The organism is Arenibaculum sp. (assembly GCF_035998295.1).
GTDB lineage: Bacteria > Pseudomonadota > Alphaproteobacteria > Azospirillales > Azospirillaceae > DASYHS01.
In genome coordinates, this window is sequence record NZ_DASYHS010000176.1 from 30140 (window position 1) to 56156 (window position 26017).

Here is a 26017-nt window from a genome sequence, read left to right on the forward strand (position 1 = left end):
ACCGGCGCCATGGTGCATTGAACCAGTCGGCATAGGCACTCGATGCTCTCCCAACAAATAGTCAACGGCCTTGTTCTTGGGTCAACCTACGCGCTTTTCTCGCTGGGCTTCACCTTGATCTTCGGCGTGCTTCGCGTCATCAACCTGACTTACGGCTTCTACTTTTCGGTTGGTGCCTTCGTAGCCTTGTACCTGGCGCGGTCGATGGAGGCCAGCATCTGGGTGGCGCTTCCGACGGGCGCGCTGGTCGCCGGACTGGTGGCCGTGGTGGTGGACAGCGTGCTGCTGACCCGCATCCGTCGAACCAAGGCGGGCGAGCTGGCGTCCCTGATGGTGACGCTGGGCGCCGTGCTGGCCCTGTATGCGCTGATGGCGGTCACCATCGGCACCGAGATTCAGCGCTTTCCCTTCGGGTTCGTCGACAATACGGCGTGGGAGTTCGGCGGCGTCCGGATCTCGCTGGTGCAGGTGCTGATCGTCGGCACGGCCCTGGCCCTGGTCGCCGTCCTGTTCCTGCTTCTTCAGCGCACGCGGCTGGGCCTGATGATCCGCGCGCTCGCGGAGAACGAGGACGCCGCCCGGCTGATGGGCATCAACGTGGATGCGACGGTGATGGCCGTCTCGTTCCTGTCCGGCTTCCTGGGCGGCGCGGCAGGCGTGCTGATCGGGCTGAACTTCAACGCCATCCAGCCCTTCATGGGCGAGGCCATGATGCTGCGCGGCTTCGCCGTCATCATCATCGGCGGGTTGGGGGACATACGGGGCGCCCTGGTCGCCGGCGTCCTGCTGGGCGTGCTGGAGGTGCTGACGGCCGGCTACATCTCCTCGACCGCGAAAGAGGCCGTGGCCTTCTCCATCCTGGTGCTGACCCTGTGGTTCCGGCCGGTAGGGTTGTTCGGCCGGGCGCAGGCGAAAAAGGCATGACGAACATGGCCGAATGGCTGGACAATTTCCTCTTCACCTACGAGACGCTGATCCACGCGCTGGGCGTCAACGGGCTGCTGGCCCTGTCCATCTACTGCGTCATGGCGCTGGGCCAACTCTCTCTGGGGCAGGCCGCGTTCCAAGGCATCGGCGCCTACACGGGCGCCTTGCTGACGCTCAAGCTGGGAGTGCCGTTCTGGCTGGTCCTGCCGCTATCCGCGCTGGTGCCGGCGCTGGTCGCGCTCATCATCGGCGGGCCGACGCTGCGGCTCAGCGGCGTCTATCTCGCGATCGCTACCATCGCGCTGGGCGAGGTGCTGCGCATCCTCTACGTCAACGCCGAGAGCATCACCGGCGGCGCGCTCGGGCTGTCGGGCATCCCGCGGAAAGCCGACCTGTTCCTGGTCTACGGCCTGCTGGTGGTCTGCGTGGTCGGGTTCTGGACCATCGGCCGCTCCAAGATCGGGCGCGCCATGGAGGCGATGCGCGAAGACGAGGTGGCCGCCGGCGTCATGGGCGTCAACCTGCCGCTCTACAAGCTCGGGGCGCTGGTCGCCTCGGCCATGCTGGCCGGACTGGCCGGGAGCCTCGCGGCGCACTCCAACAACTTCATCGGGCCCAACGAATACGGGTTCGAACACGCGGTGACCATTCTCAGCTTCGCGTTGCTCGGCGGCATCGGAACTCCGCTGGCCCCGGTGATCGGAGCGATGGTTCTGACGGCGCTTCCGGAAGTGCTGCGCCCGTTGCAGGACTTCCGCCTGGTCATCAACGGCTTGATCATCGTGGTGGCGGTCCTGTTCCTGCCGCGCGGGATCATCCCCTTCCGTCTGAGGCGGACATCATGAGCGCGCTACTGTCCGCCCGCGGCCTGACGATGCAGTTCCTCGGGCTCGTCGCCGTCAAGGACGTCGACGTGGACGTCACGGCCGGCTCCGTGCACGGCATCATCGGCCCCAACGGGGCCGGCAAGACGACGTTGTTCAACCTGGTCTCCGGCCTGATGCGGCCCACTTCGGGCACATTGACCCTGGAAGGACGCGACATCACGGCGCTGCCGCCCTATTCCCGCACGCGCCTGGGGCTCGCACGCACCTTCCAGAACATCCGGATGTTCACCGACATGACGGTCCTGGAGAACGTCATGACCGGCATGCACACCCGGCTGACGACGCCGGGATGGATGGCGCTGCTGCGCCTGCCGGGCTTTCGGGCCGAGGAACGGGCGGGCAAGGCATATGCCGACGAACTGCTGGAGCTGGTGGGGCTGGCGGACAAGGCGGATGTCCGGTCGGGAAGCCTTGCCTACGGCGAGCAGCGGCGGCTGGAGATCGCCCGCGCCCTGGCCGCCCGGCCGCGCCTGCTGCTGCTGGACGAGCCGGCGGCCGGCATGAACCCGGCCGAAACACGCGACCTGGCGGCGCTCCTCAGGAAGCTGGGGCATCGCGACGTCACGCTGCTGCTGGTCGAACACGACATGGGGTTCGTAATGGACCTGTGCGATCGCATAACCGTGCTGAATTTCGGCAGCAAAATCGCCGAGGGCGATCCCCGCGAGATCCGCAACGACCCCGCGGTCATCGAAGCGTATCTCGGCTCGAAGATCGCCGAGCGACTGGCGAGGACCCTTGCATGACGAGCCTCCTGGACGTTTCGGGGCTGCGCCTCGGCTACGGCCGCACGATGGCGGTCAAGGGGATAGACCTCTCGGTCCCTGCGGGCGCGGTGGTATGCCTGATCGGCGCCAATGGCGCCGGCAAGACGACGACGATGCGCGGGCTGTCGGGACTGCTCAGGACGGCCGCCGGGACCATCCGCTTCGACGGCGTGGACATCACCAACACGCCGGCCCACCGCATCGCCCGGCTCGGCATCCGGCAGGTTCCCGAGGGGCGGCAGGTGTTCGCCGAGATGACCGTGGAGGAGAACCTCCGCCTGGGCGGTCTCCAGGCACCCGACGCCCGGACGTTCGGGAGCCGGCGCGCGCAGGTGCTGGAGCATTTTCCCCGGCTGCAGGAGCGCCTCTCGCAGCAGGCCGGGCTGCTTTCCGGCGGCGAGCAGCAGATGCTGGCGCTGGGCCGGGCGCTGATGGGAGCGCCGCGCCTGCTGCTTCTCGACGAGCCGAGCATGGGGCTGGCGCCGCTGTTCGTCGAAGAGATCTTCCAGATCATCGCCGAACTGAAGGGCCACGGAACGACGATCCTGCTCGTCGAGCAGAACGCGCAGGCGGCGCTGGAGATCGCCGACTACGCCTACGTGCTGGAGAGCGGTCACATCACGCTTCATGGCCCGGGACCGGAGGTCGCCGACGACCCGCAGGTGATCGCAGCATATCTCGGCGGTCACTGAGCGCGGAGGACCGTCCCCGCTCCCGCCGGCGGCAACGGAGCGAACGGCTCACCGGCTTATGATTCGCCGCCCCGTCGCTTCCATTTCGCGGCCATACTCAATACCGACATTTTGCTGCGTTTTGTTTCAGCTCCATTGCGGAATTGGATGAGCCCCCTATAATCCACCGACCAAGCTCGCGGCAGTGTTTCCTGCCGCAGGGGTTAACACCAACAAAAGCGGGCGTCCGACCGGCGGTCGCCAGAAGTATGAGGGAGAGTTTCATGAAACGCCGTTCGTTCTTGAAGGGGGCCACTGTCGCGGGCGCAGCGGGAGCCGCCACGCTGGCGTCGAGCTTCCCGAAGCCGGCGATCAGCCAGAACCGCATGGAATGGCGCATGGTCACCGCCTGGCCGAAGGGCCTGCCCGGCGTCGGAACCAGCGCGCAGCGTCTCGCCGACAACGTCACCGCGATGAGCGACGGCCGCCTGACGGTCAAGCTGTACGCGGCGGGCGAGCTGGTCCCCGGACTGGCGTGCTTCGACGCGGTTTCCGACGGCACGGCCGAAATGGGCCATGACGCGTCCTACTACCATCTCAACAAGTCGGAAGCCTGCGCGTTCTTCACGGCGTTCCCGTTCGGCTTCACGGCCAGCGAGCAGACCGCCTGGATCCATCACGGCGGCGGCCAGCAGCTCTGGGACGAGCTGTATGCGCCGTTCAACCTGAAGGGCTTCATCGCCGGCAACACCGGCACCCAGATGTTCGGCTGGTTCCGCAAGGAGATCAACTCGGTCGACGATCTGAAGGGCCTGAAGTTCCGCACGCCCGGCAACACCGCGAAGATCATGACCAAGCTGGGGGCGACGATCATCCAGCTCCCGGGCGGAGAGATCTTCCCGAACCTCCAGTCCGGCGCGCTCGACGCCGCGGAATGGATCGGCCCCTACAACGACCTGCCGTTCGGCCTGTACCAGGTCGCTCCGTACTACTACTCCCCGGGCTTCCAGGAGTTCTCGGCGTCGCTGAACCTGGTGGTCAACAAGGAGAAGTACGACGCGCTTCCCAACGACCTGCAGCAGATCATCAAGGTGGCCGCGCAGGCCGGCCACGACGACATGCTGGCCGAGGCCACTGCCGGCAACGGCCCGGCGCTGGCCACGCTGGTCCAGCAGCACAACGTCCAGCTCCGTCGCCTGCCGCGCGACGTGCTGATCGCGATGGGCAACGCGACCAACGAAGTCCTGCTCGAGCTGATCGACAACGCGGACCCGATGACCAAGAAGGTCATCGACAGCTATCTCGGCTTCCGCGAGAAGGTCGTTCCCTGGAGCCGGGTCGGCGAGCATGCGGTCTACGAAGCGCGTGTTCTGCCCTTCCCGCACGGCAAGCGGGTCTGACGCGAACGCCCCAGGCGACCCCGTCGAGAACGAAGAAGGCCCGCGGCATACGCCGCGGGCCTTTTACTTTGCCGATCGCCGGACGATGCGGGTGAGCCTGGGCGGGTGAGCCGGGGCGGGTGAGCCGGGCGGACGCCGGCCCCGCCCCGCCTTCACTGGCTCTTGAACAGGTCCTGGAAGTCGTCCTCGCCTTCCGGCTCGCCTGCGGGCTGGCCTTCGGGCTGCCCGGCCGGCGCGGATTCGGGCTGCGGCGCCGCCTGCCCGCCGCCGGGCGAACCGAACAGGTCGCCGAAGCCATCCTGGCCGTCCTGGCTTTCTCCGCCCGGCTGCTGCTGTTGCCCGCCACCGAAAAGATCGCCGAAGCCACCCTCGGCGCGGGGCGTGATCACCACGGCCGCCGGGGGCCCGGGCGCGAACAGCCGCTCCGGCAGCCAGGTCGCCATCCCGGGGATCAGCCAGATCAGCACGATGCCGACGACCTGCAGGCCGATGAACGGAACGACGCCCCTGTAGATCGCCATCGTGTCGAGCACGCGGGACGCGACGCCGCGCAGGTAGAACAGCGCGAACCCGAAGGGCGGGGTCAGGAAGCTGGTCTGCAGGTTGACGCCGAGCGCGACGCCCAGCCAGATCGGATCGACGCCGAGCATAATCAGCGGCGCAGCCGTGATCGGCACGATGATGAAGATGATCTCGAACGTGTCGAGGAAGAAGCCCAGGACGAAGGTCAGCAGCATCACCGCGATCACGGCGCCGACCTGGCCGCCCGGCATCGCCGACAGCATGTCGTGGACCACCTGCTCGCCGCCGAGCCCGCGGAAGGTGAGGCTGAAGACCGAGGCGCCCAGCAGGATCACGAACACCATCGAGCTGATCTTCACGGTCGCGAGCATCACCTCGTTGACGATCTTGAAGCTCAGGCGGCCGCGCATCGCAGCCATCAGCATCGCCCCGACCGCGCCGACCGACGCCGATTCCGTCGCGGTCGCGATACCGCTGAGGATGGAGCCGAGCACCGTGAAGATCAGGATCAGCGGCGGCACCAGGGCGACGAAGACGTTGCGCAGGAGCCCCGCGCGCTCCGCCGCGGTCATCTGGATCGCCGGGCAGGAGCTGGGATGGAAGATCGCCTTCACCAGCACCCAGGCGACGTAGAGGAAGACGAGCGTGATCCCGGGGATCATCGCGCCCGCGAAGAGCTGGCCGACCGACACGGGAGCGAACGCGAAGTTCCCCATGGCCAGCTGCGCCTGCTGGTTGGCGCCCTGGAGCATGTCGCCCATGAAGATCAGGACGGTCGAGGGCGGGATGATCTGCCCGAGCGTCCCGGAAGCGCAGATGATCCCGCTCGCGAGCTTGGGATCGTAGCCCGCGCGCATCATCGCCGGCAGGCTGAGCAGCCCCATGGTGACGACGGTCGCGCCGACGATGCCGGTCGAGGCCGCCAGCAGCCCACCGACGAGGATGACCGAGATGCCGAGGCCGCCCCGCATCGCCCCGAAAAGCTGGCCCATCGTGGTCAGCAGCGCTTCCGCGATCTTGGACCGCTCCAGCATCACGCCCATGAACACGAACAGCGGCACCGCGACCAGGATCTCGTTGATCATGATGCCGAAGTAACGCGAGGCCAGCCCGGTAAAGAGATGGAAATCGAGCACCCCGGTCATGGAACCGATCCACGCGAAGATCAGCCCCGTGCCCGCGAGCGTGAAGGCTACGGGGTAGCCGATCATGATCACGAAGATCGTGACCACGAACATCCCGCCGGCGATCAGCTCGCCCAGAAGAACGTTGGACATTCGTCGGGCCTCAGTGGCTGGTGGGTTCGGGGGCGTATTCCTGCCGCCCCGAGAGGAACAGGATGCGCCGCGCGATCAGGGAAAGCCCCTGCAGGCCGACGACCACGGCGAACACCCAGATCATCGACTTCAGAAGGAAGAAGCCTGGAAGCCCGCCCGCTTCCCTGGACGCCTCCCGGATCGCCCAGGCCGAGCCGATATAGGGCACGCTGGTGATCACGAGCACGACCAGCCACGGGAACAGGAAGACGAGGGTCCCGAAGATGTCGACCCAGGCGCGGGTGCGCTCGGACGACTTCGCGTAGAAAATGTCGACGCGGACATGTCCGCCATGAAGGAAGGTGTAGCCGGCGCCGACCATGAAGACGATCGCATGCTGCCAGACATACATCTCCTGCATCCAGATGTAGCCGGTGGAGAACGCGTAGCGCAGTACGACAACGGTGAAACAGACCAGCACTGTGCCGAGCGTCAGCCAGGCCACGATTCGGCCGATCCACTCGTTCATCGAGTCGATCACGCCGACCAGGATCTCCAATGCGCGCAAAACCACCTCTCGGCTAACCCTGCCCTCGGCCGTCCGTTGATCCCTCGGGGGGGATAATGCGGCCTTGTCAAATCCGGCAACATGTACCCAACGGGGCACGCAAATGCCAGACAAAACAAATGCGCGGCAATATCGCGCAATCCGAAAATTGCGCCGGCGCGCCGGGAGGGGGCCCCCCCTCCCGGGCGTCGTTCACTCCCCGAAACGGTTGTTCTTGGGGAAGCCGTTCGGCGGCATCCGGCCGACCTGCCCGCGCGCGCCCTTCCAGGGCGACATGTCGGCCTCGGTCCTGGTCCGGTCGCCGAGCTGCCAGACGAGCCCCTCGCTCCAGCGGAATGCGCGCAGGTCGGACAGGCTGGCGTCCGAATATCTCTGCAGGATCACTCCGCGGCCGCGCGCCAGGACCGGCACGTCCTCCATGGGGAATACCAGCAGTTTGCGGTTGTTGCCGATCACGGCGACGTGGTCGCCGTCGGCCGGGACGCAGGCCTTGGCGACGGCCCCCTCCCCTACGGTGACGACCTGCTTGCCGCCGCGGGTCTGTGCGACGACCTCGTCCTCCTCGACGATGAAGCCCCGCCCGTCGCTCGCGGCCACCAGCAGGCGCCGGCCGCCCTCGTATTTCATAACGGTAACGATGTCGGCGTCGTTGGGCAGGTCGACCATCAGCCTGACCGGCTCGCCGAAGCCGCGGCCCCGCGGCAGCTTGTCGCCCGCCAGCGTGTAGAAGCGGCCGTTGGTCGCGAAGACGAGCAGCTTGTCCGTCGTCTCGGCGTGAAGCACGAAGCGCGCGGCGTCGCCCTCCTTGTACTTGACCTCCCCGGCATCGGCGAGGTGGCCCTTCACGGCCTTGATCCAGCCCTTGGCCGACAGCAGGACCGTGATCGGCTCGCGCTCGACCATGGCTTCCAGCGGGATCACGACCGCCGACGGCGCGTCGGCGAGGTCGGTGCGCCTGCGCCCGAAGACCTGGGTCTTGCCGAACTTCTTGCGGATGTCGGCGAGCTGGCGCGCCACGGTCTTCCAGCGGCGCGCCTCGTTGGCCAGCAGCTCGACCAGGTCGGCACGTTCCTTCGACAGGGCGTCGTGCTCGCGCTGGATCTCCATCTCCTCGAGCTTGCGCAGGCTGCGCAGGCGCATGTTGAGGATCGCCTCCGCCTGGACGTCGGACAGGGTGAAGGTCCGCATCAGCTCCGCCTTCGGCTCGTCCTCCTCGCGGATGATGCGGATCACCTCGTCCAGGTTGAGATACGCGATCAGGTAGCCGCCCAGGACCTCGAGGCGGTGGTCGATCTTGCCGAGCCGGTGGCGGGACCGGCGTTCCAGCACCTCGATCCGGTGGTCGAGGAAGGCGCGCAGCACTTCCTTGAGGTTCATGACGCGCGGGACGTTGTCCTTGTCCAGCACGTTCATGTTGAGCGGGATGCGCACTTCCAGGTCCGTGCCCCGGAAGAGCGATTCCATCAGGACGTCGGGGTCGACGTTGCGGCTCTTGGGCACCAGGACGAGCCGGATGTCCTCGGCCGACTCGTCGCGCACGTCCTCCAGCAGCATCAGCTTGCGGGCGTTCAGCAGCTCGGCGATCTTCTCGACCAGCCGGCTCTTCTGGACCTGGTACGGGATCTCGGTGACGATGATCTGCCACGTGCCCTGGACCAGCTTCTCGACCATCCAGCGCGCCCGCAGCCGGAAGCCGCCCCGCCCCGTGCGGTAGGCCTCCATGATGCTGTCGCGCGGCTCGACCAGGATGCCGCCGGTCGGGAAGTCGGGACCGGGAAGCAGGCCGACGAGATCGTCGACGGACGCGCCGGGATGGCGGATCAGATGGTCCAGCGCGTCGCAGATCTCGTCGACATTGTGCGGCGGGATCGACGTCGCCATGCCGACCGCGATGCCGGACGCGCCGTTGGCCAGCAGGTTGGGGAAGCTGGCCGGCAGCACGACCGGCTCCTCCCCCTCGCCGTCGTATGTGGAGCGGAAATCGACCGCGTCCTCGTCGATGCCGTCGAGCAGGGCCCGGGCGACGTCCGTCAGCCGGGCCTCGGTGTACCGCATGGCGGCCGCGTTGTCGCCGTCGATGTTCCCGAAATTGCCCTGGCCGTCGATCAGCCGGTAGCGGACGGCGAAGTCCTGGGCCAGGCGCACGAGCGCGTCGTAGACCGCCGTGTCCCCGTGCGGGTGGAACTTGCCGATCACGTCGCCGACCACGCGGGCCGACTTCTTGGGCGGCAGGTCGGGATCGAGGCGGAGCTGGCTCATGGCGAAGAGCAGCCGGCGGTGCACCGGCTTGAGCCCGTCCCGGACGTCGGGCAGCGAGCGCGCCATGATGGTGCTGAGGGCGTAGGACAGGTAGCGCTCGCCGAGCGCGTCGGCGAGAGGCTTGTCTTGGATGTCGAGGACTGGGTCGGTCATAGCGTCATTTGTCTACCAGATGAGGTAGCCGTTTTGCGATAGCGTTCCAAGAACCGCGCCCTGGCCGCGGGCAGGCCGATGCCCCCCGCCGCCATCGCGGTCCGCTCGAGGAAATGGCCGGCGAGCAGCAGGCCCTGGAGGACCTCCTCCGGGTCGGCGGCTCCCCGGCCGACCAGGAATCCCGGCAGCGTCAGGAGCTTGTCCCGGTACGCCTCGCCGGCGGAAAGCGAGACCGCGCGCCCCGTGCGCGGGCTTACGTAGGAAAGCCGGTCGTTGGTCCCGGTCGCGGCGCAGCGGGTCAGGTCGAGGCCGAAGCCCAGCTCCTGGAGCACGCCCAGCTCCCACCGCACATAGGCGGCGTCCCAGAACTCCGACCCCAGCGCGACCAGCAGGGCGCGGAAGCCGTCGTAGACGGGTCCATGGGGCTCGCGCTCCGGCAGGGCCGCCTCGCACACCGAGCAGGCCGACACCAATGCCGCGAGTCGCAGCGGATCGTCGAGCAGACCGGCCGCGATGCTGCGGTCGAGCTCCAGGCTGAAGGCGCCGAGATGTTCGGGCAGGCGCGCGCGCCAGCGTGCGCTGACCAGGTTCCCGGCCTCGAGCACGCCGCGCTGGCGCGAGCTGCGCGCGCCTTGCACCAGGCCCGCATGCCGTCCGTGCTCGCGCGTCAGCAACGTCGCCACGGCCGCGGTCTCGCCATGGGGACGCGCCGACAGGACGATGGCTTCGTCGGTCCATTCCATGCGGATGTTCTATCATTGTTCGCGCAGGGTTGCACGCGTCATGACGCCGGGAGCGACCGAGGCCCGCACATCCTTTGAAATCGCGCCGCCTAGCCCTTATGGTGATGTCGGCGCCCATTCGGGGCCGTGGATTCTGGTTGCCCGTCGCTGGCTGGCCGGCGCACCGTCCGAAGGGTCGAGAGGCTAGCTTGGAGCAGTTGATCGAGCGGTACGAGCTGGCCATCCGCGCCGGGCGCGAGGCCATCTGGGACTGGGACCTCAGGACCGACCAGATCTACTACTCGGCTCGTTTCCTGCAGCTTCTCGGCCTGCCCGGCGGCGATCTCACCGCCAGCCCCGACCTCTGGCTCGGCCGCGTGCATCCCGACGACGTGGACTGGCTCAACGCCGTCTTCCAGGGCCAGCTCGGGGAGCAGGCCCCTCCCTTCCACCTGGAACACCGGGTTGAGCGGACGGACGGGTCCTGGTGCTGGCTGCTGTGCCGGGGCGTCGCCATCCCCGGGCACGACGGTGAGCCGGTCCGGCTCGTCGGCTCGGTCGCGGACGTGACCGAACGCAAGCTCGCCGAGGAGGCGCTCCGCCGGTCGGAGGAGCGCTACGCCCTGGCGGCGCGCGGGGCGAACGACGGGCTGTGGGACTGGAACCTCGAGACGGACGAGATCTACTACTCCCCGCGCTGGAAGCAGATGCTCGGCTGCGCCGACGCGGTCGCGGCCTCGCCGCGGACCTGGTTCGAGCGCGTCGTCGCGGCCGACCGGGCGGAGCTGGAGGCGGCGATCGGCGCGCATCTCACCGGCGATACCGGCCATCTCGAACACGAGTTCCGGATGCGCCATTCCGACGGGTCCGAGCTCTGGCTGCTGGTGCGCGGGATCGCGGTGCGCCTCGACGACGGCCGGCCGGTCCGCATGGCCGGGTCGCTGACCGACGTCACGGCCCGCAAGCGCGCGGAGCGCCAGCTCCTGTTCGACGCGCTCCATGACGGGCTGACCGGGCTGCCGAACCGGACCCTGCTGATCGAGCGCATCGGCCAGGCGCTGGACCGCGACCGGCGCGCCCGGGGCGGGCAGTTCGCGGTGTTGCTGCTCGACATCGACCGCTTCAAGACCATCAACGACAGCCTGGGGCCGGTCGACGGCGACCAGGTGCTGATGACGACGGCGGCCCGCCTGGACAAGGCGTGCCACCACGGCGACACGGTGGCGCGCCTCTCGGCGGACGAGTTCGGCCTGCTGGTGAACGAGGTCGACGACATCGCGTCCGCGGTGACCGCCGCGCGCCGGTTCGCCGACGCCGTCGCCCAGCCGATCCGCCTCGGCGACGACGACCACCTGCTGACCTGCTCGGTCGGGGTCGCGCTGAGCGGGTCGGGCTACGCGGCGCCGGACGACATGCTGCGCGACGCCAGCCTGGCGATGTTCCGGGCCAAGACCGGCGGCGGCAACCGCGTCGAGCTGTTCGACGGCCAGCTCCACCGCCATGCGCTCGACATGCTGCGCCTGGAGACGGACCTGCGGACGGCGATCGACGCCGGGGAGCTGTGCCTGTTCTACCAGCCGATCGTCTCGATGGCGACCGGCCGGCTGGCCGGCTTCGAGGCCCTGATGCGCTGGCGCCATCCCCGGCGCGGCCTGATGCAGCCTTCGGAGTTCATCCCGGTCGCCGAGGAGACGGGCCTGATCGTGCCCATGGGCCGCTGGGCCCTGCACAAGGCGGCCAAGCGGCTGGCCGCCTGGCAGCGGCTTCGCGATCCCGTGTCGCAGCACCTGTTCATGAGCGTGAACGTGTCGGGCAAGCAGTTCGCCGAGGACGACCTCGTCGGCCTGGTGGCCGAGGTCCTGGACGCCCATCCCTCCCTCGACCCCGCCTCGATCAAGCTCGAGATCACCGAGAGCCTGCTGATGCAGGACCCGGAACGGTCGGTCCAGCTGATGCGGCGGCTGAAGGCGCTGGGGGTTCGCCTGTCGCTGGACGATTTCGGCACCGGCTACTCGTCGCTGAGCTATCTGAGCCGCTTCCCCGTCGACACGCTGAAGATCGACCGCAGCTTCGTCTCCGGCATCGCGGAGGGCGGGGGCGGCGCCGAGATCGTACGGATCATCGGCGTGCTCGCGAACGCCCTCCTGATGGAGGTGACCGCCGAGGGGATCGAGTCCCAGCCCGAGGTGGAGTTCCTGCGCGGCCTGCCGACCCATTACGGCCAGGGCTTCCTGTTCGGCCGCCCGATGCCGGAACAGCAGGCCGACCGCATGGTCCGCCGCGACCCGCTGCTCCTCGAGGCCGTCACGTCATAGCGGGCGGAAGACCGCCCACCGCCCCGTCACGCGTTGAAGTCGAGCCCCCAGGACCGGTAGTGCTCGGGGTTCTCGGCCCATTTCTCCCGGACCTTGACGTGCAGGATCAGGTGGACGCGGCGCTCGAGGAAGGTTTCCAGCTCCTTGCGCGCCGCCTGGCCGATGTTCTTGATCCGGCTGCCGCTCTTGCCGAGGACGATCGCCTTCTGGCTGTCGCGCTCGACATAGACCTCGCAGGCGATGCGCACGGAGCCGTCCTCGAACTCCTCCCAGGCCTCGGTCTCGACCGTCGTGGCGTAGGGAAGCTCCTGGTGGAGCTGCAGGAACAGCTTCTCGCGCACGATCTCGGCCGCCAGCAGCCGCATCGGCACGTCGCTGATCTGGTCCGCGGGATAGAGCCAGGGGCCTTCCGGCATGCGCGCCGCGAGCATCCGCAGGAACTCCGGGACGCCGTCGCCAGTCACGGCGGAGACCATGAAGATCTCGTCGAACACGCCCTCGCGGGCGAGCTCCTCGGCCAGGACCAGCAGCTTCTCCTTGGCGATCAGGTCGATCTTGGTCAGGGCCGCGTGGCATCGCCGCCCCGTGTCCTTCAGGGTCGCGATGATCGAGCGCGTGTCCTCGTCGACCTGCCGGCGCGAGGCGTCGACCAGCAGCACCACGAGGTCGGCGTCCGCCGCCCCCTGCCACGCGGCCGCGACCATCGCGCGCTCCAGACGCTTCTTCGCGCCGAAGATGCCAGGCGTGTCGACGAAGATCACCTGGCTGTCGCCCTCGATGGTGATGCCGAGCACGCGCGCCCGGGTCGTCTGCACCTTCGGGCTCACGATCGACACCTTCGCGCCGACCAGCGCGTTCAGCAGCGTCGACTTGCCGGCGTTCGGCGCCCCGACCAGGGCGACGAAGCCGGCACGGGGATGCTCGGGTTGCGCGCCTTCCGGCGCGTCGGGAACATCGTTCGGGTCCATCGGCCCGGTATCCATAGGCCCGCTCTCCATAGGCTCGGTTTCCATCGGCTCAGTCATGGAGGGGAACTCCCACGCTCTGGAGCATGGTGGTCGCGGCCAGCTTCTCGGCGGCCCGCTTCGATCCGGCCCTTGCCGTCACCGGCTCGTGGCCCTCGACCGTGACGCGCACGTCGAACTGCGGCTCGTGCGCGGGGCCGGACTGGCCGACGGTCTCGTAGACCGGCAGGGGCTTGCCGCGCCCCTGGGCCCATTCCTGAAGGGCCGTCTTCGCATCCTGGGGCGGCGGCGCCGCCCGCTCGATCAGGGGCGCCCAGTACCGGCGGATCAGCGCCTGCGCGCTGGCGAGGCCGCCGTCGAGGTAGAGCGCGCCGATCACCGCCTCGCAGCAGTCCGCGAGGATGGCCCGGTTGGTGCGCCCGCCCTGGTCCGCCTCTCCCTGGGACAGGCGCAGGTGGCGGCCGAGGCTGAGCTCGTCCGCGATCACGCCCAGCGCCTCGCGCCGGACGAGTGCCGCGTGCCGCTTGGCCAGATGCCCTTCCGGCTCGTCGGGAAAGCGCTCCAGCAGCCACGCGGCGACGACCAGCCCCAGGACGCGGTCGCCCAGGAACTCGAGCCGCTCGTAGGCGAAGCCGGGCGCCCGGCGCGCGGTCGAGCGGCCGAGGCCGGACAGGCTCGGGTGGGTCACGGCGTCCGACAGCAGGCGCAGGTCCGCGAACTCATGGCCGAGCTTGGCCGACAGCTCGGCCAGGTCGGCGGCGTCGCCGGTCATACCACGCCGTCTAGCAGGCGCGAGAACCGCAGGGCGAAGGGCCACTTCCATATCTCCCAGATCCGGGCATCGTCGAGGGAGAGGAAGAGGAACTCGGCCCGGCCGACCAGGTTCTCCTCCGGCACGTAGCCCACGGTCGAGAACTCGCGGCTGTCGGCGGAGTTGTCGCGGTTGTCGCCCATCATGAAGTAGTGCCGCTCCGGGACGACGAACTCGCGGGTGTTGTCGTAGGGGCCGGCGTCGCTGATCTCGCGTATCAGGTGCTCGCGGCCATTGGGCAGCGTCTCGCGGTAGACCGTCGCGCGCACGAGGCGGCCGTACTCGTCCGGGGCGACCTCCTCCTCCACGCGCTCGCGCTGCACCGGCTCGCCGTTGATGTGCAAGATGCCGTCCGTCACCTGGATGCGGTCGCCGGGCATGCCGACGATGCGCTTGATGTAGTCGGTCCGGTTGTCGCGCGGCTGCTTGAACACCGCGACGTCGCCGCGCTCGGGCTCGCTTCCCAGGATGCGGCCGTCGAACAGCGGCAGGCCCAGGCCGACCGTGTACTTGCTGTAGCCATAGGTGAACTTCGAGACGAAAAGGTAGTCGCCGACCAGCAGCGTCGGTACCATCGACGAGGACGGTATGTTGAAGGGTTCGTAGGCGAAGGTCCGGAACCCGACGGCGATGATCACCGCATAGAGAAGGGTTCTGACCACCTCCGCGAAGCCGCCGGACTTCTTCTGCGTGGACGCTGACTGCTTTCTCGTGAATTCGGTCATGGCGATGCCAAAGTGTCGGGGCGCTCAGGGCGCCGGTTTGGCGGCACCACTAGCGGCAACCGCGGAGATGATGACTTGCGCCTCGGCCAACGGATACTCGTCGGTCAGGGTGAGATGGATCACGGCGACCATGCCCGCAGGCGTGATCGCCTCCAGCCGGGCGAGCGCGCCTCCGGTCAACCGCATCGTCGGCTGCCCGCCCGGAAGGTTCACGACGCCCATATCGCGCCAGAACACGCCCTGGCGCAAGCCCGTACCGAGCGCCTTGGCGCAGGCCTCCTTCGCGGCGAAGCGCTTGGCATAGGTCGCGGCCCGCGCGTGGTGGGCCCCGCCGCCCCGCCGGTCGGCCTTGGCGCGCTCCGGCGCGGTGAAGCAGCGGTCGATGAACCGCTCGCCGAAGCGCTCGATCGTCCGCTCGACGCGACGGATGTCGACGAGATCGTTGCCGATGCCGATGATCATGGCCGCAGGCCCTGCCCCGCCCCGGCCGCGGCGGCGATCATACCTTCTGCCCCGCCCCGGAAGACCCGTTTCCGGCGATCCGGGTCCCGTTGGCCCCGGTCCCGTTGGCCCTGGTCCCGTTGGCCTTGGACCGGCAGCGGCGCGCGCGCGCCGCCTGGTAGCCGGCGATGAGCCTGTGCGTCAGCAGGAAGGTCGCGAACCACGCGATCGTGCCGAGGATCAGGCCGCCCACGGCCATGGGCAGCAGCAGTTGGCCGGGCGAATCCGCCAGTACCTGCATGGTCAGCCACTCCGCCCTCGCGGCGGAGCCTTCCATGCCCAGCAGGTTGCGGCCGAGGCGGTAGGTCGCGATCCAGATCGCGGGGAAGGTCCAGGGGTTGCCGACCACGGTCCCGACCGCCGATGCGAAGACGCTCGCGCCGAGCATCCAGGCGAGAAGGGCCGCGAGCAGGAAATGGAGGCCGATGAAAGGCGTGAAGGACACGGCGGCGCCGCAGGCCAGTCCGGCGGCGATGCCGTAGGGGCTGCCCGGCATGCGCCCGACGCGATGGACCATGTAGCGGCCGGTGCGTCTCCATCCCATGCGCGGCCAGACGAACTCCCGGGCGCGGCTGAGATACGAGGCATCGGATCGTGAACGGGACATCGCAGGGTTCGGGCCGCTCGAAGATATCTGCTTGGCAACATATGGGCATTCCCACGACGCCCGCCACCGGCATTAGGGACTGAATTAGCGTCAAATTCGAGGCGACCCGAACGGGAGCGCGTTTGCGCCCCGGGAAGGGTCCGGGCGCGTTCAGCGGCCCCGAGCCCGGTCGACCGAGTTTATCACCGGCGTCGCGCGGAGTGCCGCGATGATGTTCGTGAGATGCTTCAGGTCCTTGACCTCGATGTCGATCAGCATCTCGAAGAAGTCGGGGTTCCGGTTCGTGATCTTCAGGTTGTTGATGTTGCCGCCGTTCTTGCCGATCACCGTCGAGAGCGTGCCCAGGCTGCCGGGCTCGTTCGCGATGATCACGTTTATGCGGCCGACATGCTCCTCCGGGGTGTCGGGCCCCGACTCCCAGGAAACGTCGATCCAGCGCTCCGGCGTGTCGTGGAAGCTCTCCAGGGTCTCGCAGTCGATCGTATGGATCGTGACCCCCTTCCCCGTCGTCACGATGCCGACGATCCGGTCGCCCGGCAGCGGATGGCAGCAGCCGGCGAAATGCACGGCCATGCCCGGGATCAGGCCGCGGATCGGCAGCGGCTGGTCCTTGCGGCCCTTGGCGCGCTGGCGGTTGAGCGGCACCACCTTGTCGTCGCGCTCGGCCGCGGCCGCCTTGTGGCCGGGGAAGACGGCGTTAAAGATCTCGCGCGCGGACTGGAGGCCGGACCCGACGCTGGCGAGCAGGTCTTCCGAATGGCCGGCCTGGAAGATCTTCAGGACGTTGTCGAGCGCCTTGTCCGTGAAGTCGTAGCCTTCCTGGCGCCACTGCTTCTGCAGCATGGCGCGCCCGAGGTCGATGTACTGCTCGCGCTGCTGGGTGCGGACGAACTTGCGGATGCGCGCGCGCGCCTTGCCGGTGACGACGAAGCGCTCCCAGGCCGGCGACGGCGTCTGCGCCTTGGACGTGGCGATCTCGACCTGGTCGCCGTTCTGGAGCTGCGTGCGCAGCGGCAGCATCCGCCCGTTGATCTTCGCGCCCACGCAGGTGTCGCCGATCTGGCTGTGGACCGCGTAGGCGAAATCGACCGGCGTGGCGCCCCGGGGCAGCGAGATCAGGTCGCCCTTGGGCGTGAAGCAGAAGACCTGGTCCTGGAACAGCTCCAGCTTGGTGTGCTCGAGGAACTCCTCCGGCCGCTGGGCGTGCTCCAGGATGTCGAGCAGCTCGCGCAGCCACCGGTACTGCTTGCCGTCCGTGCGCGCATGCCCCTGCTTGTAGGCCCAGTGGGCGGCGACGCCCAGCTCGGACACCTCGTGCATGTCCTGGGTCCGGATCTGGATCTCGATGCGCTGGCGCTCCGGCCCGATCACGGCGGTATGGATGCTGCGGTAGCCGTTCGGCTTCGGCGTCGAGACGTAGTCCTTGAACCGCCCCGGCACGACGGGATAGCGCGCGTGCAGGACGCCGAGCGCCTGGTAGCACTGCTCGACCGAGCCGACGATGACCCGGAAGGCCATGATGTCCGAAAGCTGCTCGAACGCGACGTCCTTGCGCTGCATCTTCCGCCAGATCGAGTACGGCGTCTTCTCGCGGCCCGTGACCATGGCGTCCGGAACGCCGTTGTCCTGGAAGTTGCGGCGCAGCTCCGTGATGATGCGGGTGACGAGGTTGCCGCCCTCGGAGCGCAGGAACGCCAGGCGGGCGAGGATGCTGTCCCGCGCCTCCGGGTTCAGCTCGGCGAAGGACAGGTCCTCGAGTTCGTCCTTCATCTGGTGGACGCCGATCCGCTCGGCGAGCGGCGCGTAGATCTCGAGCGTCTCGCGCGCGATCCGCTTGCGCTTGTCCGGGTTCTTCAGGTGGTAGAGCGTGCGCATGTTGTGCACGCGGTCCGCCAGCTTGACCAGCAGGACGCGGATGTCCTCGGACATCGCGAGGACCAGCTTGCGGAAGTTCTCGGCCTGCTTGATCTGGTCGGTCTGGCTCTCGATGTGCTGGAGCTCGATCCGCGACAGCTTGGTGACGCCGTCGACCAGGCGCGCGACCTCGCCGCCGAACAGGCGTTCGACGTCCTTCACCGTCGCGCCGGTATCCTCGACCGTGTCGTGAAGCAGCGCCGTCACGATCGACGCCGAGTCCAGCTTCATCCTGGTCAGGATCCCCGCGACCTCGAGCGGGTGCGAGAAATACGGGTCGCCGGAGGCCCGGGTCTGGGAGCCGTGGGCCTTCATCGCGAAGACGTAGGCCCGGTTCAGCAGATCCTCGTCCGCGTCCGGATCGTACGCCTTCACCCTTTCGACCAGCTCGTATTGCCGGATCATCGATCCAAACCCACCGCAGCCCGGAAGGTGGCCCGACGCCACCCCGGCGTATCGACCCGGCCGTCCATCCGCCGGAGTGTTCCCGGGCCCAGCCCGCCCATGGTCGGGGGTCTTCCGGCGTCAGTCGTAGTAGCGGTCGTCCTGCGTGTCGAGCGCGTCGCTGGGCGTCTCGGCGTCGTCGCCATAGGCCTTGCCGACGTCGTTCACGTCGCGGTCGACGAGGTTGCCGTCCTCGCCCTCTAACGAGGCGCCCGGCTCCCGGTCCATGCGGGTCAGCACGTCGTCGTCCTCGGAGAGGTCGTCGTCGCCGCCGAGCTCGTCGTCCTGGGCGTCGAGACGCCCGCCCTGCGCGGCCCAGCCCTGCTCGCCGGCCATCAGCTCGACGATGTCCTCCTCCGGCTCGTCCTGCTCGACCACCTTCTGATGGCCGCGGACCAGCGCGTCGCGCAGGCCGTCCAGTTCCACCGTCTCGTCGGCGATCTCGCGCAGCGCCACGACCGGGTTCTTGTCGTTGTCGCGGTCGATCGAGAGCGTGGCCCCCGCCGCGACGTCGCGCGCGCGTTGCGCCGCCATCATCACCAGCTCGAACCGGTTGGGGACCTTGAGTACGCAATCTTCGACAGTAACGCGAGCCATACCGTGCCAACTCCAATCCTGGACGAGATTCCATATATACGCGTGGGGCGAGGCTCAGACAAGCACCCGACCGCTGCCCGCGCTGCATTGCAGCATCACAGTGGGAAGCATAACCGGGTGTGACGTCAGGCGGGATCGGCCGGCTCGGCCGCCTGGCCCGGCGGCAGCCGCGCGATCAGCGCCTCCAGCGTCTCCCCGGTCGCGGGGTGCCGCCAGCCCGGCGCCACGTCGCGCAGCGGCAGCAGCACGAACGCGCGCTCGTGCAGGCGCGGATGCGGAAGCTCGGGCCCGGCCGGGCCGGTCCGCACCAGGCCGCCATAGGCGAGCAGGTCCAGGTCGAGGACCCTGGCTTCGTTGCGGACCTTCCGGATCCGCCCGAATTCCGCTTCGATCCGGTGCAGCTCCTCGAGCAGGCCGGCCGGGCCGAGGGAGGTCGCGACGGCGACCACCGCGTTCACGAACCAGGGCTGCTCCGAGACCGGCACCGGCGCCGTCCGGTACCAGCGCGACCGGGCGGTGACCTCGACGCCGCCCCGCTCCAGCCGGCGCAGGGCCTCCTCGCATACCTCTCGCGGTCCGCCGAACCGCCCGCCGGCGAGATTGGAACCGATTCCGATCAGTATCAATGCGATGCTTCCTCTGTTCCCGGCCTTGTCCCTGGCCCTGGCCCCGTCACTGAACGGCGGACCAAGGTCCGGGAACGCCCCTTGTGCATTCCTGGGATGGGCCCTATTTTACCTTTGAATATCACATCGTCGTAAATGACGTCTCTCCACCAGTTTGGCGACAACACTGATTCGAGCCAACTAATAGTCTCAAAGGGTAATGTTATGGGCATTTTTTACCAGGAAGAGCGCATCGCCCTGTTCATCGACGGCGCCAACCTCTACGCAGCCGCCCGCGCGCTCGGGTTCGACATCGACTACAAGCGCCTCCTCGAGCAGTTCGCAGGAAAAGGCAGGCTGGTCCGGGCGTTCTACTACACCGCCCTGGTCGAGGATCAGGAATACTCGCCGATCCGCCCGCTGGTCGACTGGCTCGACTACAACGGCTACACGATGGTGACGAAGCCGACCAAGGAGTTCACCGACGCGTCCGGCCGCCGCAAGATCAAGGGCAACATGGACATAGAGCTCGCCATCGACGTGATGGAGATGGCAGACCATGTCGACCACATCCTGCTGTTCTCCGGCGACGGGGACTTCCGCCGCCTGGTGGAGGCAGTGCAGCGCAAGGGCGTCCGCGTCTCCGTGGTCAGCACGGTGCGCTCCCAGCCGCCCATGGTCGCCGACGAGCTGCGCCGGCAGGCCGACAACTTCATCGAGCTGCAGGACCTCTCGGCGAGCATCGCCCGCGTCCATGCCCATCGCGACCCGCCCGAAGGCCCGGTCAGCCACGCGTGACGTCTTCGGGCCCGCGTGCGGACGCACGCGCCGACCCACGCGAGCCCGACCGGGACTGCGGCCGCTGCCCGCGCCTGGCCGCGTACCGGGCGGAGAACCGCGGCCGCTGGCCGTCCTTCTTCAACGCTCCCGTCCCGGCGGCGGGGCCGTCCGCCCCTTCGGTGCTGGTGGTCGGCCTCGCCCCGGCGCTGCGCGGGGCGAACCGCACCGGGGTCCCGTTCGAAGGCGACGATTCGGGGACGTTCCTCCATGCCGGCTTGGACCGCGCGGGCCTGGACCGCTCAGGCCAGGCCGGGCCCGGCGCGCCGGCGCTGCGCATCACCAACGCGGTACGCTGCGCCCCGCCGGCCAACCGGCCGAACGCGGCCGAGATCGCGGCCTGCCGGGACTTCCTGCGGGACGAGATCGCCGCGACCCGACCGCGATGCGTGCTGGCGCTGGGCCGCGTGGCGCACGAGGCGGTCGTGGCGGCGCTCGGCCGCCGGCGCGGCGACCACGGCTTCTCGCACGGCGCCCGGCACGAGATCGGCGCGCTGGTGCTTCACGACAGCTACCATCCGTCCCGCCAGAACACCCGGACGGGACGCCTCACCGCGGCGATGTTCGACGACGTGCTCGCGCGCCTCGCCCGCGACCTGGGACGGCCTGAGCCGCGCTAGCCCTTGTCGCGCATCAGGCGCGCCTTGTCGCGCTGCCAGCTCCGCTCTTTCTCGGTCTCGCGCTTGTCGACCTTGCGCTTGCCGCGGGCGAGGCCGATGTCGACCTTCGCGATCCCGCGGTCGTTGAAGTAGATCGACAGTGGCACCAGCGTCACGCCCTCGCGCCGGATCGATCCCAGCAGCCTGTTGCGTTCGCGCTTGTGGAGCAGCAGCTTGCGCGGCCGCCGGACCTCGTGCTGGAAGAACTTGCCGGCCAGCGTGTATTCGGGGATGTAGGCGTTGAAGAGGTATACCTCGCCGTCCCTCTCGCCGGCATAGCTCTCGCCGATGCTGGCCCGGCCGGCGCGCAGGCTCTTCACCTCCGTGCCGGCCAGCACGATGCCGGCCTCGAGCGTTTCGTCGATGAAATAATCGAAGCGGGCGCGGCGGTTCTGTGCCGCCAGCCGCGCCGGTTCCGGACCTTGCCGGGCCATGCTCTTCCCTTCCCGTTTCGATCGTCGTCAGTTCAGGACGCCGGCCTTCACCATCGCGTCGCGCACCACGGCCCGCGTGGCGTCCGACACCGTCACGAGCGGCAGCCGCACCTCCTCGGAGCACAGGCCGAGCAGGCTCGCCGCGTACTTCACCGGGGACGGGCTGGATTCGACGAACATCGCGTGATGCAGCGGCATCAGTTGGTCGCGCAGCCGTTCCACCGTCGCGAAGTCCTGCGCCTGCCACGCCTTGTGCAGGGCCGCGCACTGCGCCGGCGCCACGTTCGCGGTCACCGAGATGCAGCCGTGGCCGCCCTGGGCCAGGAAGGCGGCCACCGTTGCGTCCTCGCCGGAAAGCTGGCAGAACTCGGGCCCGATTTCGATACGCGTCCGTAACGGTCTGGCAAGGTCCGCGGTGGCATCCTTCACGCCGACGATGTTCGGCAGCTTCGCGAGCCGCGCCATCGTCGCCACCGACATGTCCACGGCCGACCGTGGGGGTATGTTATAGATGATGATCGGAACGTCCACCGCGTCATGGATCGCCTTGAAATGCTGATACAGCCCTTCCTGGGTCGGCCTGTTGTAGTACGGCGTCACCACCAGGACGGCGTCCGCGCCCGCCTGCTTGGCATGGCGGCTCAGCATGATCGCCTCGTCCGTCGAGTTCGAGCCGGTGCCGGCGATCACCGGGACCCGGCCCGCCGACGCCTCGATGCACAGCTCGACGATGCGCATGTGCTCCTCGTGGGAGAGCGTCGGCGACTCGCCGGTGGTCCCGACCGGGACCAGCCCCTGCGTACCCTGGGCGATCTGCCAGTCGACGAAGGTCTGGAAGGCTTTCTCGTCGACCGCTCCGTCGGCGAACGGAGTCAGCAGGGCGACGATGGAACCCGTGAACATGGAAACCTCCGGGCGGGCATGGCTGCAAGGGTCCGAACCTTAACCGCGGCGGCAATGGTCGGCAAGTGCATGCGCAGCATCGCCACCACGGCGTTTCTGCTGGCAGTCACGCTGTCCTTCCTCCCCGCGGCGCCGGCCCGGGCGTCGGCGACGCTCTCGGCGCAGGACGTCGCCGCCTACCGCGCCGCCTTCGCCGCGGCGGAAGCGGGGCGATGGGCGGATGCCCGCCTGCTCGGCTCCCGGGCGGCCGAGCCGCTGCCGGCCAAGGTCCTGGCCTGGATGGAGATGGCCCATCCCGACGGCGGGACCGACTTCCGCGTCATCACGGCGTTCCTGAGCGACAACCCGCACTGGCCCAACCTCGCGGCGCTGCGGCGCAACGCCGAGGCGGCGATGCCGGCGACGCTCGACCGGCGCGAGGTGGCGGCGTGGTTCGAGCGGTTCCCGGCGCTGACGGGGACCGGGGTGATCCGCCACGCCGACGCGCTGGTCGCGACCGGCGCCCCGGCGCAGGCCGCCACGCTGGTCCGGGACCGCTGGATCGACGGGAACTTCACGCCGGACGAGGAGCGGGAACTGCTCCGGCGGTTCGGCGGCTTCCTCACCGCGGCCGACCACGCCGCCCGGCTCGACCGGCTGGTCTGGGACGGCAATGCCGGCGCGGCCCGGCGCATGTACCCGGTCGTCGACGCCGGCTGGAAGGCGCTGGCCGAGGCGAGACTGGCGCTGACGGGGGCGCGGCCGGGCGTCGACGGGCTGATCCGGGCGGTCCCCGACCGGCTGCGGGAACACCCCGGCCTGCTGTACGAGCGCTTGCGCTGGCGCCGCCGCAAGGACCTGGAGGACGGCGCGCTCGAGATCATCCGGGCCAAGCCGGCCGAGCTCGGCCGGCCGGCCGCATGGTGGAGCGAGCAGCACATCCTCGCGCGCCGCGCCATCGAGCGGGGCGACTACGCGCTCGCCTACCGGCTCGCGGCCGAGCACGGCCAACGCGACGGCCTGCCCTTCGCCCAGGCGGAGTTCCTGGCCGGCTGGCTGGCGCTGCGCTTCCTCGACCGGCCCGAGGACGCGCTGCGGCACTTCCACTCCCTGTACGAGAACGTCGGCTCGCCGATCAGCCTGTCCCGGGGCGCCTACTGGGCGGGCCGGGCGGCCGAGGCGCTGCGGCGGCCCGATGAGGCGACGCGCTGGTACGGGCTCGCGGCGCAGCACGTCACGACCTTCTACGGCATGCTCGCCGCCGAGCGGCTGTCGCATGGCGGGCCGCTGCGGCTTCCGGCCGAGCCGGCGCCCTCCGCCGAGGCCGAGGCGGCGTTCGCCGGGCGCGAGCTGGTGCGCATCGCCCGTATGCTGAACCAGATCTCCCCGGAGACGGACCGCGAGGGCCCGTTCCTGAGGCGTCTCGGCCTGGACGCGGCGAACGCCGAGGAGCACGCGCTGATCTCCCGGCTGGCCCTCGACCTCTCCCGCCCCGACCTGGCGGTATGGACCGGCAAGCAGGGCGCCCAGAACGCGATCGTGGTCGCCGACGGATACCCCGTCATCGATATGCCGCGGCCGGGCGTGCCCGACCCGGCGCTGGTACACGCGCTGATCCGGCAGGAGAGCACGTTCGACCGCCGCGCGGTCAGCCCGGTTGGCGCGCGCGGCCTGATGCAGCTCATGCCCGGGACGGCGCGGGAGGTCGCGGGCAAGCTGGGCCTGACGCACAGCAACGTGCGGCTGACCGACGACCCCGAATACAACATCACGCTCGGCAACTGGTACGTCCAGAACCTGCTCGACCGGTTCAACGGCTCCTACGTCCTGGCAACGGCGGCCTACAACGCCGGCCCGTCCAGGGTGCAGGGCTGGCTGCGCCAGTTCGGGGACCCGCGCGCCGAGGGCGTCGACGTGATCGACTGGATCGAGATGATCCCGATCTACGAGACGCGCAACTACGTCCAGCGCGTGATGGAGGGCATGTACGTCTACCGGGCGCGGTTGAACGGCGGCACCTACCGCCTGACGCTCGGAGACGACCTGCGGCGCTGAGGGGCCGAAAGGCTCGCCGCGCCGCGCCCTTGCCCGGCGCGGCGCGGCGTGCGAAGGCTATCCGGTCGCCACCGGCACCGGATCTCCAGACCATGTCCACCGTCCCCAGCGCCGACCTTCCCGTCTTCACGGACGTGCTGGACGCCGCCGCGCGCCTGCGCGGCAAGGCCGTGCAGACGCCGCTGCTCGAGTCGCCCCTGCTCAACGACCGGCTCGGCGGGCGGCTCCTCGTCAAGCCGGAGATGCTCCAGCGCACCGGCAGCTTCAAGTTCCGCGGCGCCTTCAACAGGGTCAGCCTGATACCCGAGGAGGAGCGCAGGCGCGGCGTCGTCGCCTTCTCGTCCGGCAACCACGCCCAGGGCGTGGCCGCCGCCGCCCGCCTGCTGGGCGTCCCGGCGACGATCGTGATGCCGTCGGACGCGCCGCCGGTGAAGACGGCGAACACCCGCGCCTGGGGTGCGCGCGTCGTTCAGTACGACCGGTGGACCGAGGACCGGGAGGCGATCGCAGCCTCGCTCGCCGCCTCGTCCGGCGCGACGCTCGTCCGTCCCTACGACGACCGCTACGTCATCGCCGGCCAGGGCACGATCGGCATCGAGATCGCCGACCAGGCCGCCGTGCTCGGGATCGAGGCGGACGACGTCCTGGTGCCGGCGGGCGGGGGCGGCCTGGTCGCCGGCGTGTCCCTGGCGCTCGCCGAGCGCCTGCCCGGCCTGCGCGTCCATTCCGCCGAGCCGGAGGGCTTCGACGACCATCGGCGGTCCCTGGAGGCCGGCGCGCGGGTCGGCAACGACCCCGCGGCGACGTCGTTCTGCGACGCGCTGCTGGCGCCGACGCCGGGAAGGATCACCTTCGCCGTCAACCGGGCGCTCCTTGCGGGCGGGGTCGCGGTCGGCGACGACGAGGTCTGCACGGCGATGGCGGCCGCCTTCGAGTATTTCAAGCTCGTCGTCGAGCCCGGCGGCGCCGTGGCGCTGGCCGCCGTCCTGGCCGGCCGCATCCCGGTCGAGGGCCGCACCGTCGTGGTCGTCTGCTCGGGCGGCAACGTGGAGCCCGCGCTTCACTGCGAGGCCCTGCGCCGGGCGGCGGCAATAACGGCGGGTTGATGGCTATTTGTGGTATCGCCGAAGTAATCGAAAGGTTAACGTACCCTCCCCCTTGGTTCTATTTTCGAAACCTCCGTGAAGGTGATGCCCGAAAGGGGTAAACCCTCTGCCCGGTCCTTGCAGGGGAAGTCTTTTACCAGTCGTTAACCAGGGAAACGGCGTAATAGCGTCATCTTCAACACGCGCTGCCAAAGGACCTCGAACGATGTTCCCGACGACGATCCCCTCGGAAATCCGCGCCTCCTGCCGCGTCCATGCCCGCCTCCTCGATGCCTTCATCGAGATCACCCGGGCGGAGCTCGACCGGCAGACCTGCACCTTCGCCCAGGAGAGCCTGCGGGAGACGCTGGAGGGGCTGCGCGCGGACCGGAAAGCGTACGGCGCGCTCGCGGGGCTCGTGGCCGTGGTCGACAACGCCGCCTGAGGGG

The 26017-nt window shown here is 69.1% G+C and carries 24 protein-coding genes and 1 pseudogene; 11 read left to right on the top strand and 14 right to left on the bottom strand.

The features are described 5' to 3' along the window. Positions 1–42 precede the first annotated feature (42 nt). The 5 genes from VGO20_RS17810 to VGO20_RS17830 all read left to right on the top strand — a co-directional run bounded on the left by VGO20_RS17810 (position 43) and on the right by VGO20_RS17830 (position 4652). Entirely contained in the window at positions 43–924 is an 882-nt protein-coding gene (locus VGO20_RS17810) for a branched-chain amino acid ABC transporter permease (RefSeq protein WP_327503716.1), read from the top strand. Continuing rightward, positions 921–1772 (top strand): branched-chain amino acid ABC transporter permease, encoded by an 852-nt coding sequence (locus VGO20_RS17815; protein ID WP_327503717.1) that lies wholly within the window; start codon positions 921–923, stop codon positions 1770–1772. Before VGO20_RS17810 ends, VGO20_RS17815 begins: the two co-directional genes overlap by 4 nt. Beyond that, complete coding sequence (locus VGO20_RS17820) at positions 1769–2560, top strand: ABC transporter ATP-binding protein (protein ID WP_327503718.1); 792 nt, start codon at positions 1769–1771, stop codon at positions 2558–2560. The genes VGO20_RS17815 and VGO20_RS17820 overlap by 4 nt, the downstream gene beginning before the upstream one ends. Continuing rightward, on the top strand, positions 2557–3273 hold the full coding sequence (locus VGO20_RS17825; RefSeq protein WP_327503719.1) for an ABC transporter ATP-binding protein: 717 nt from the start codon (positions 2557–2559) through the stop codon (positions 3271–3273). Before VGO20_RS17820 ends, VGO20_RS17825 begins: the two co-directional genes overlap by 4 nt. A gap of 263 nt (positions 3274–3536) precedes the next feature. Then, positions 3537–4652 (top strand): TRAP transporter substrate-binding protein, encoded by a 1116-nt coding sequence (locus VGO20_RS17830; RefSeq protein WP_327503720.1) that lies wholly within the window; start codon positions 3537–3539, stop codon positions 4650–4652. 152 nt (positions 4653–4804) lie between these two features. Here VGO20_RS17830 and VGO20_RS17835 read toward each other — a convergent pair whose 3' ends face one another. From VGO20_RS17835 to recO, 4 genes are all read right to left on the bottom strand, one after another. Beyond that, complete coding sequence (locus VGO20_RS17835) at positions 4805–6451, bottom strand: TRAP transporter large permease (RefSeq protein ID WP_327503721.1); 1647 nt, start codon at positions 6449–6451, stop codon at positions 4805–4807. 10 nt (positions 6452–6461) lie between these two features. Next, a complete protein-coding gene (locus VGO20_RS17840; RefSeq protein WP_414639845.1) occupies positions 6462–7004 on the bottom strand; it encodes a TRAP transporter small permease subunit in 543 nt (180 codons plus the stop codon). A 186-nt stretch (positions 7005–7190) separates the two neighbouring features. Beyond that, positions 7191–9410: a DNA topoisomerase IV subunit A gene (gene parC / locus VGO20_RS17845; RefSeq protein WP_327503723.1), complete on the bottom strand. Its 2220-nt coding sequence runs from the start codon at positions 9408–9410 to the stop codon at positions 7191–7193. Then, positions 9407–10153, bottom strand: coding sequence for a DNA repair protein RecO (gene recO, locus VGO20_RS17850; RefSeq protein WP_327503724.1), 747 nt, complete (start codon positions 10151–10153; stop codon positions 9407–9409). Before recO ends, parC begins: the two co-directional genes overlap by 4 nt. Positions 10154–10341: 188 nt before the next feature. Here recO and VGO20_RS17855 point away from each other — a divergent pair, with 188 nt between their 5' ends. Continuing rightward, positions 10342–12447, top strand: coding sequence for a putative bifunctional diguanylate cyclase/phosphodiesterase (locus tag VGO20_RS17855; protein WP_327503725.1), 2106 nt, complete (start codon positions 10342–10344; stop codon positions 12445–12447). Positions 12448–12473: 26 nt separating this feature from the next. Here VGO20_RS17855 and era read toward each other — a convergent pair whose 3' ends face one another. The 8 genes and pseudogenes from era to folK form a co-directional block, all read right to left on the bottom strand. Next, positions 12474–13415: a GTPase Era gene (gene era / locus VGO20_RS17860; protein WP_327503726.1), complete on the bottom strand. Its 942-nt coding sequence runs from the start codon at positions 13413–13415 to the stop codon at positions 12474–12476. 49 nt (positions 13416–13464) lie between these two features. Next, complete coding sequence (rnc, locus tag VGO20_RS17865; protein WP_327503727.1) at positions 13465–14184, bottom strand: ribonuclease III; 720 nt, start codon at positions 14182–14184, stop codon at positions 13465–13467. Then, a complete protein-coding gene (gene lepB / locus VGO20_RS17870) occupies positions 14181–14948 on the bottom strand; it encodes a signal peptidase I (protein WP_327503728.1) in 768 nt (255 codons plus the stop codon). Before lepB ends, rnc begins: the two co-directional genes overlap by 4 nt. Before the next feature lie 24 nt (positions 14949–14972). After that, complete coding sequence (acpS, locus tag VGO20_RS17875; protein WP_327503729.1) at positions 14973–15410, bottom strand: holo-ACP synthase; 438 nt, start codon at positions 15408–15410, stop codon at positions 14973–14975. Between the two features lie 37 nt (positions 15411–15447). Then, on the bottom strand, positions 15448–15993 hold the full coding sequence (locus tag VGO20_RS17880) for a DUF2062 domain-containing protein (RefSeq protein WP_327503730.1): 546 nt from the start codon (positions 15991–15993) through the stop codon (positions 15448–15450). Between the two features lie 213 nt (positions 15994–16206). Then, the gene (locus tag VGO20_RS17885) at positions 16207–18375 is read right to left on the bottom strand and encodes a RelA/SpoT family protein (RefSeq protein WP_327503731.1); all 2169 of its coding nucleotides are present in this window, start codon (positions 18373–18375) and stop codon (positions 16207–16209) included. A gap of 276 nt (positions 18376–18651) precedes the next feature. Further along, positions 18652–19011: pseudogene (gene rpoZ / locus VGO20_RS17890) on the bottom strand (DNA-directed RNA polymerase subunit omega); the annotation flags it as partial. 125 nt (positions 19012–19136) lie between these two features. After that, positions 19137–19637 (bottom strand): 2-amino-4-hydroxy-6-hydroxymethyldihydropteridine diphosphokinase, encoded by a 501-nt coding sequence (gene folK / locus VGO20_RS17895; RefSeq protein WP_327503733.1) that lies wholly within the window; start codon positions 19635–19637, stop codon positions 19137–19139. A gap of 204 nt (positions 19638–19841) precedes the next feature. Between folK and VGO20_RS17900 the strand changes: the two genes are divergently transcribed. Together VGO20_RS17900 and VGO20_RS17905 are read left to right on the top strand one after the other, a co-directional pair. After that, positions 19842–20414, top strand: a complete 573-nt coding sequence (locus tag VGO20_RS17900; protein WP_327503734.1) for a LabA-like NYN domain-containing protein — start codon at positions 19842–19844, stop codon at positions 20412–20414. Next, positions 20411–21073 (top strand): uracil-DNA glycosylase family protein, encoded by a 663-nt coding sequence (locus VGO20_RS17905; protein ID WP_327503735.1) that lies wholly within the window; start codon positions 20411–20413, stop codon positions 21071–21073. Before VGO20_RS17900 ends, VGO20_RS17905 begins: the two co-directional genes overlap by 4 nt. On the opposite strand, the gene smpB is transcribed toward VGO20_RS17905, so the two are convergent. Both smpB and dapA read right to left on the bottom strand, forming a co-directional pair. Beyond that, positions 21070–21546: an SsrA-binding protein SmpB gene (gene smpB / locus VGO20_RS17910; protein ID WP_327503736.1), complete on the bottom strand. Its 477-nt coding sequence runs from the start codon at positions 21544–21546 to the stop codon at positions 21070–21072. The genes VGO20_RS17905 and smpB overlap by 4 nt on opposite strands. Positions 21547–21573: 27 nt before the next feature. Then, entirely contained in the window at positions 21574–22449 is an 876-nt protein-coding gene (gene dapA / locus VGO20_RS17915) for a 4-hydroxy-tetrahydrodipicolinate synthase (RefSeq protein ID WP_327503737.1), read from the bottom strand. Positions 22450–22518: 69 nt separating this feature from the next. Here dapA and VGO20_RS17920 point away from each other — a divergent pair, with 69 nt between their 5' ends. From VGO20_RS17920 to VGO20_RS17930, 3 genes are all read left to right on the top strand, one after another. Next, on the top strand, positions 22519–24483 hold the full coding sequence (locus tag VGO20_RS17920) for a lytic transglycosylase domain-containing protein (protein ID WP_327503739.1): 1965 nt from the start codon (positions 22519–22521) through the stop codon (positions 24481–24483). 92 nt (positions 24484–24575) lie between these two features. Then, on the top strand, positions 24576–25589 hold the full coding sequence (locus VGO20_RS17925; protein WP_327503740.1) for a threonine/serine dehydratase family protein: 1014 nt from the start codon (positions 24576–24578) through the stop codon (positions 25587–25589). A 205-nt stretch (positions 25590–25794) separates the two neighbouring features. Continuing rightward, positions 25795–26013 carry a hypothetical protein gene (locus VGO20_RS17930; protein WP_327503741.1) on the top strand — a complete coding sequence of 73 codons (219 nt, stop codon included), beginning with the start codon at positions 25795–25797 and terminating at the stop codon, positions 26011–26013. The last annotated feature ends 4 nt before the right edge of the window (positions 26014–26017 follow it).

Bases quoted from the DNA above. Each gene is read 5' to 3' on its own strand.
- era (WP_327503726.1), bottom strand. From the start codon at position 13,415: ATGGACCCGAACGATGTTCCCGACGCGCCGGAAGGCGCGCAACCCGAG.
- VGO20_RS17930 (WP_327503741.1), top strand. From the start codon at position 25,795: ATGTTCCCGACGACGATCCCCTCGGAAATCCGCGCCTCCTGCCGCGTC.
- VGO20_RS17880 (WP_327503730.1), bottom strand. From the start codon at position 15,993: ATGGGATGGAGACGCACCGGCCGCTACATGGTCCATCGCGTCGGGCGC.
- smpB (WP_327503736.1), bottom strand. From the start codon at position 21,546: ATGGCCCGGCAAGGTCCGGAACCGGCGCGGCTGGCGGCACAGAACCGC.
- VGO20_RS17920 (WP_327503739.1), top strand. From the start codon at position 22,519: ATGCGCAGCATCGCCACCACGGCGTTTCTGCTGGCAGTCACGCTGTCC.
- VGO20_RS17825 (WP_327503719.1), top strand. From the start codon at position 2,557: ATGACGAGCCTCCTGGACGTTTCGGGGCTGCGCCTCGGCTACGGCCGC.
- dapA (WP_327503737.1), bottom strand. From the start codon at position 22,449: ATGTTCACGGGTTCCATCGTCGCCCTGCTGACTCCGTTCGCCGACGGA.
- recO (WP_327503724.1), bottom strand. From the start codon at position 10,153: ATGGAATGGACCGACGAAGCCATCGTCCTGTCGGCGCGTCCCCATGGC.
- VGO20_RS17810 (WP_327503716.1), top strand. From the start codon at position 43: ATGCTCTCCCAACAAATAGTCAACGGCCTTGTTCTTGGGTCAACCTAC.
- VGO20_RS17830 (WP_327503720.1), top strand. From the start codon at position 3,537: ATGAAACGCCGTTCGTTCTTGAAGGGGGCCACTGTCGCGGGCGCAGCG.
- VGO20_RS17925 (WP_327503740.1), top strand. From the start codon at position 24,576: ATGTCCACCGTCCCCAGCGCCGACCTTCCCGTCTTCACGGACGTGCTG.
- VGO20_RS17815 (WP_327503717.1), top strand. From the start codon at position 921: ATGACGAACATGGCCGAATGGCTGGACAATTTCCTCTTCACCTACGAG.
- parC (WP_327503723.1), bottom strand. From the start codon at position 9,410: ATGACCGACCCAGTCCTCGACATCCAAGACAAGCCTCTCGCCGACGCG.
- VGO20_RS17820 (WP_327503718.1), top strand. From the start codon at position 1,769: ATGAGCGCGCTACTGTCCGCCCGCGGCCTGACGATGCAGTTCCTCGGG.
- rnc (WP_327503727.1), bottom strand. From the start codon at position 14,184: ATGACCGGCGACGCCGCCGACCTGGCCGAGCTGTCGGCCAAGCTCGGC.
- lepB (WP_327503728.1), bottom strand. From the start codon at position 14,948: ATGACCGAATTCACGAGAAAGCAGTCAGCGTCCACGCAGAAGAAGTCC.
- VGO20_RS17885 (WP_327503731.1), bottom strand. From the start codon at position 18,375: ATGATCCGGCAATACGAGCTGGTCGAAAGGGTGAAGGCGTACGATCCG.
- acpS (WP_327503729.1), bottom strand. From the start codon at position 15,410: ATGATCATCGGCATCGGCAACGATCTCGTCGACATCCGTCGCGTCGAG.
- VGO20_RS17900 (WP_327503734.1), top strand. From the start codon at position 19,842: ATGGGCATTTTTTACCAGGAAGAGCGCATCGCCCTGTTCATCGACGGC.
- VGO20_RS17835 (WP_327503721.1), bottom strand. From the start codon at position 6,451: ATGTCCAACGTTCTTCTGGGCGAGCTGATCGCCGGCGGGATGTTCGTG.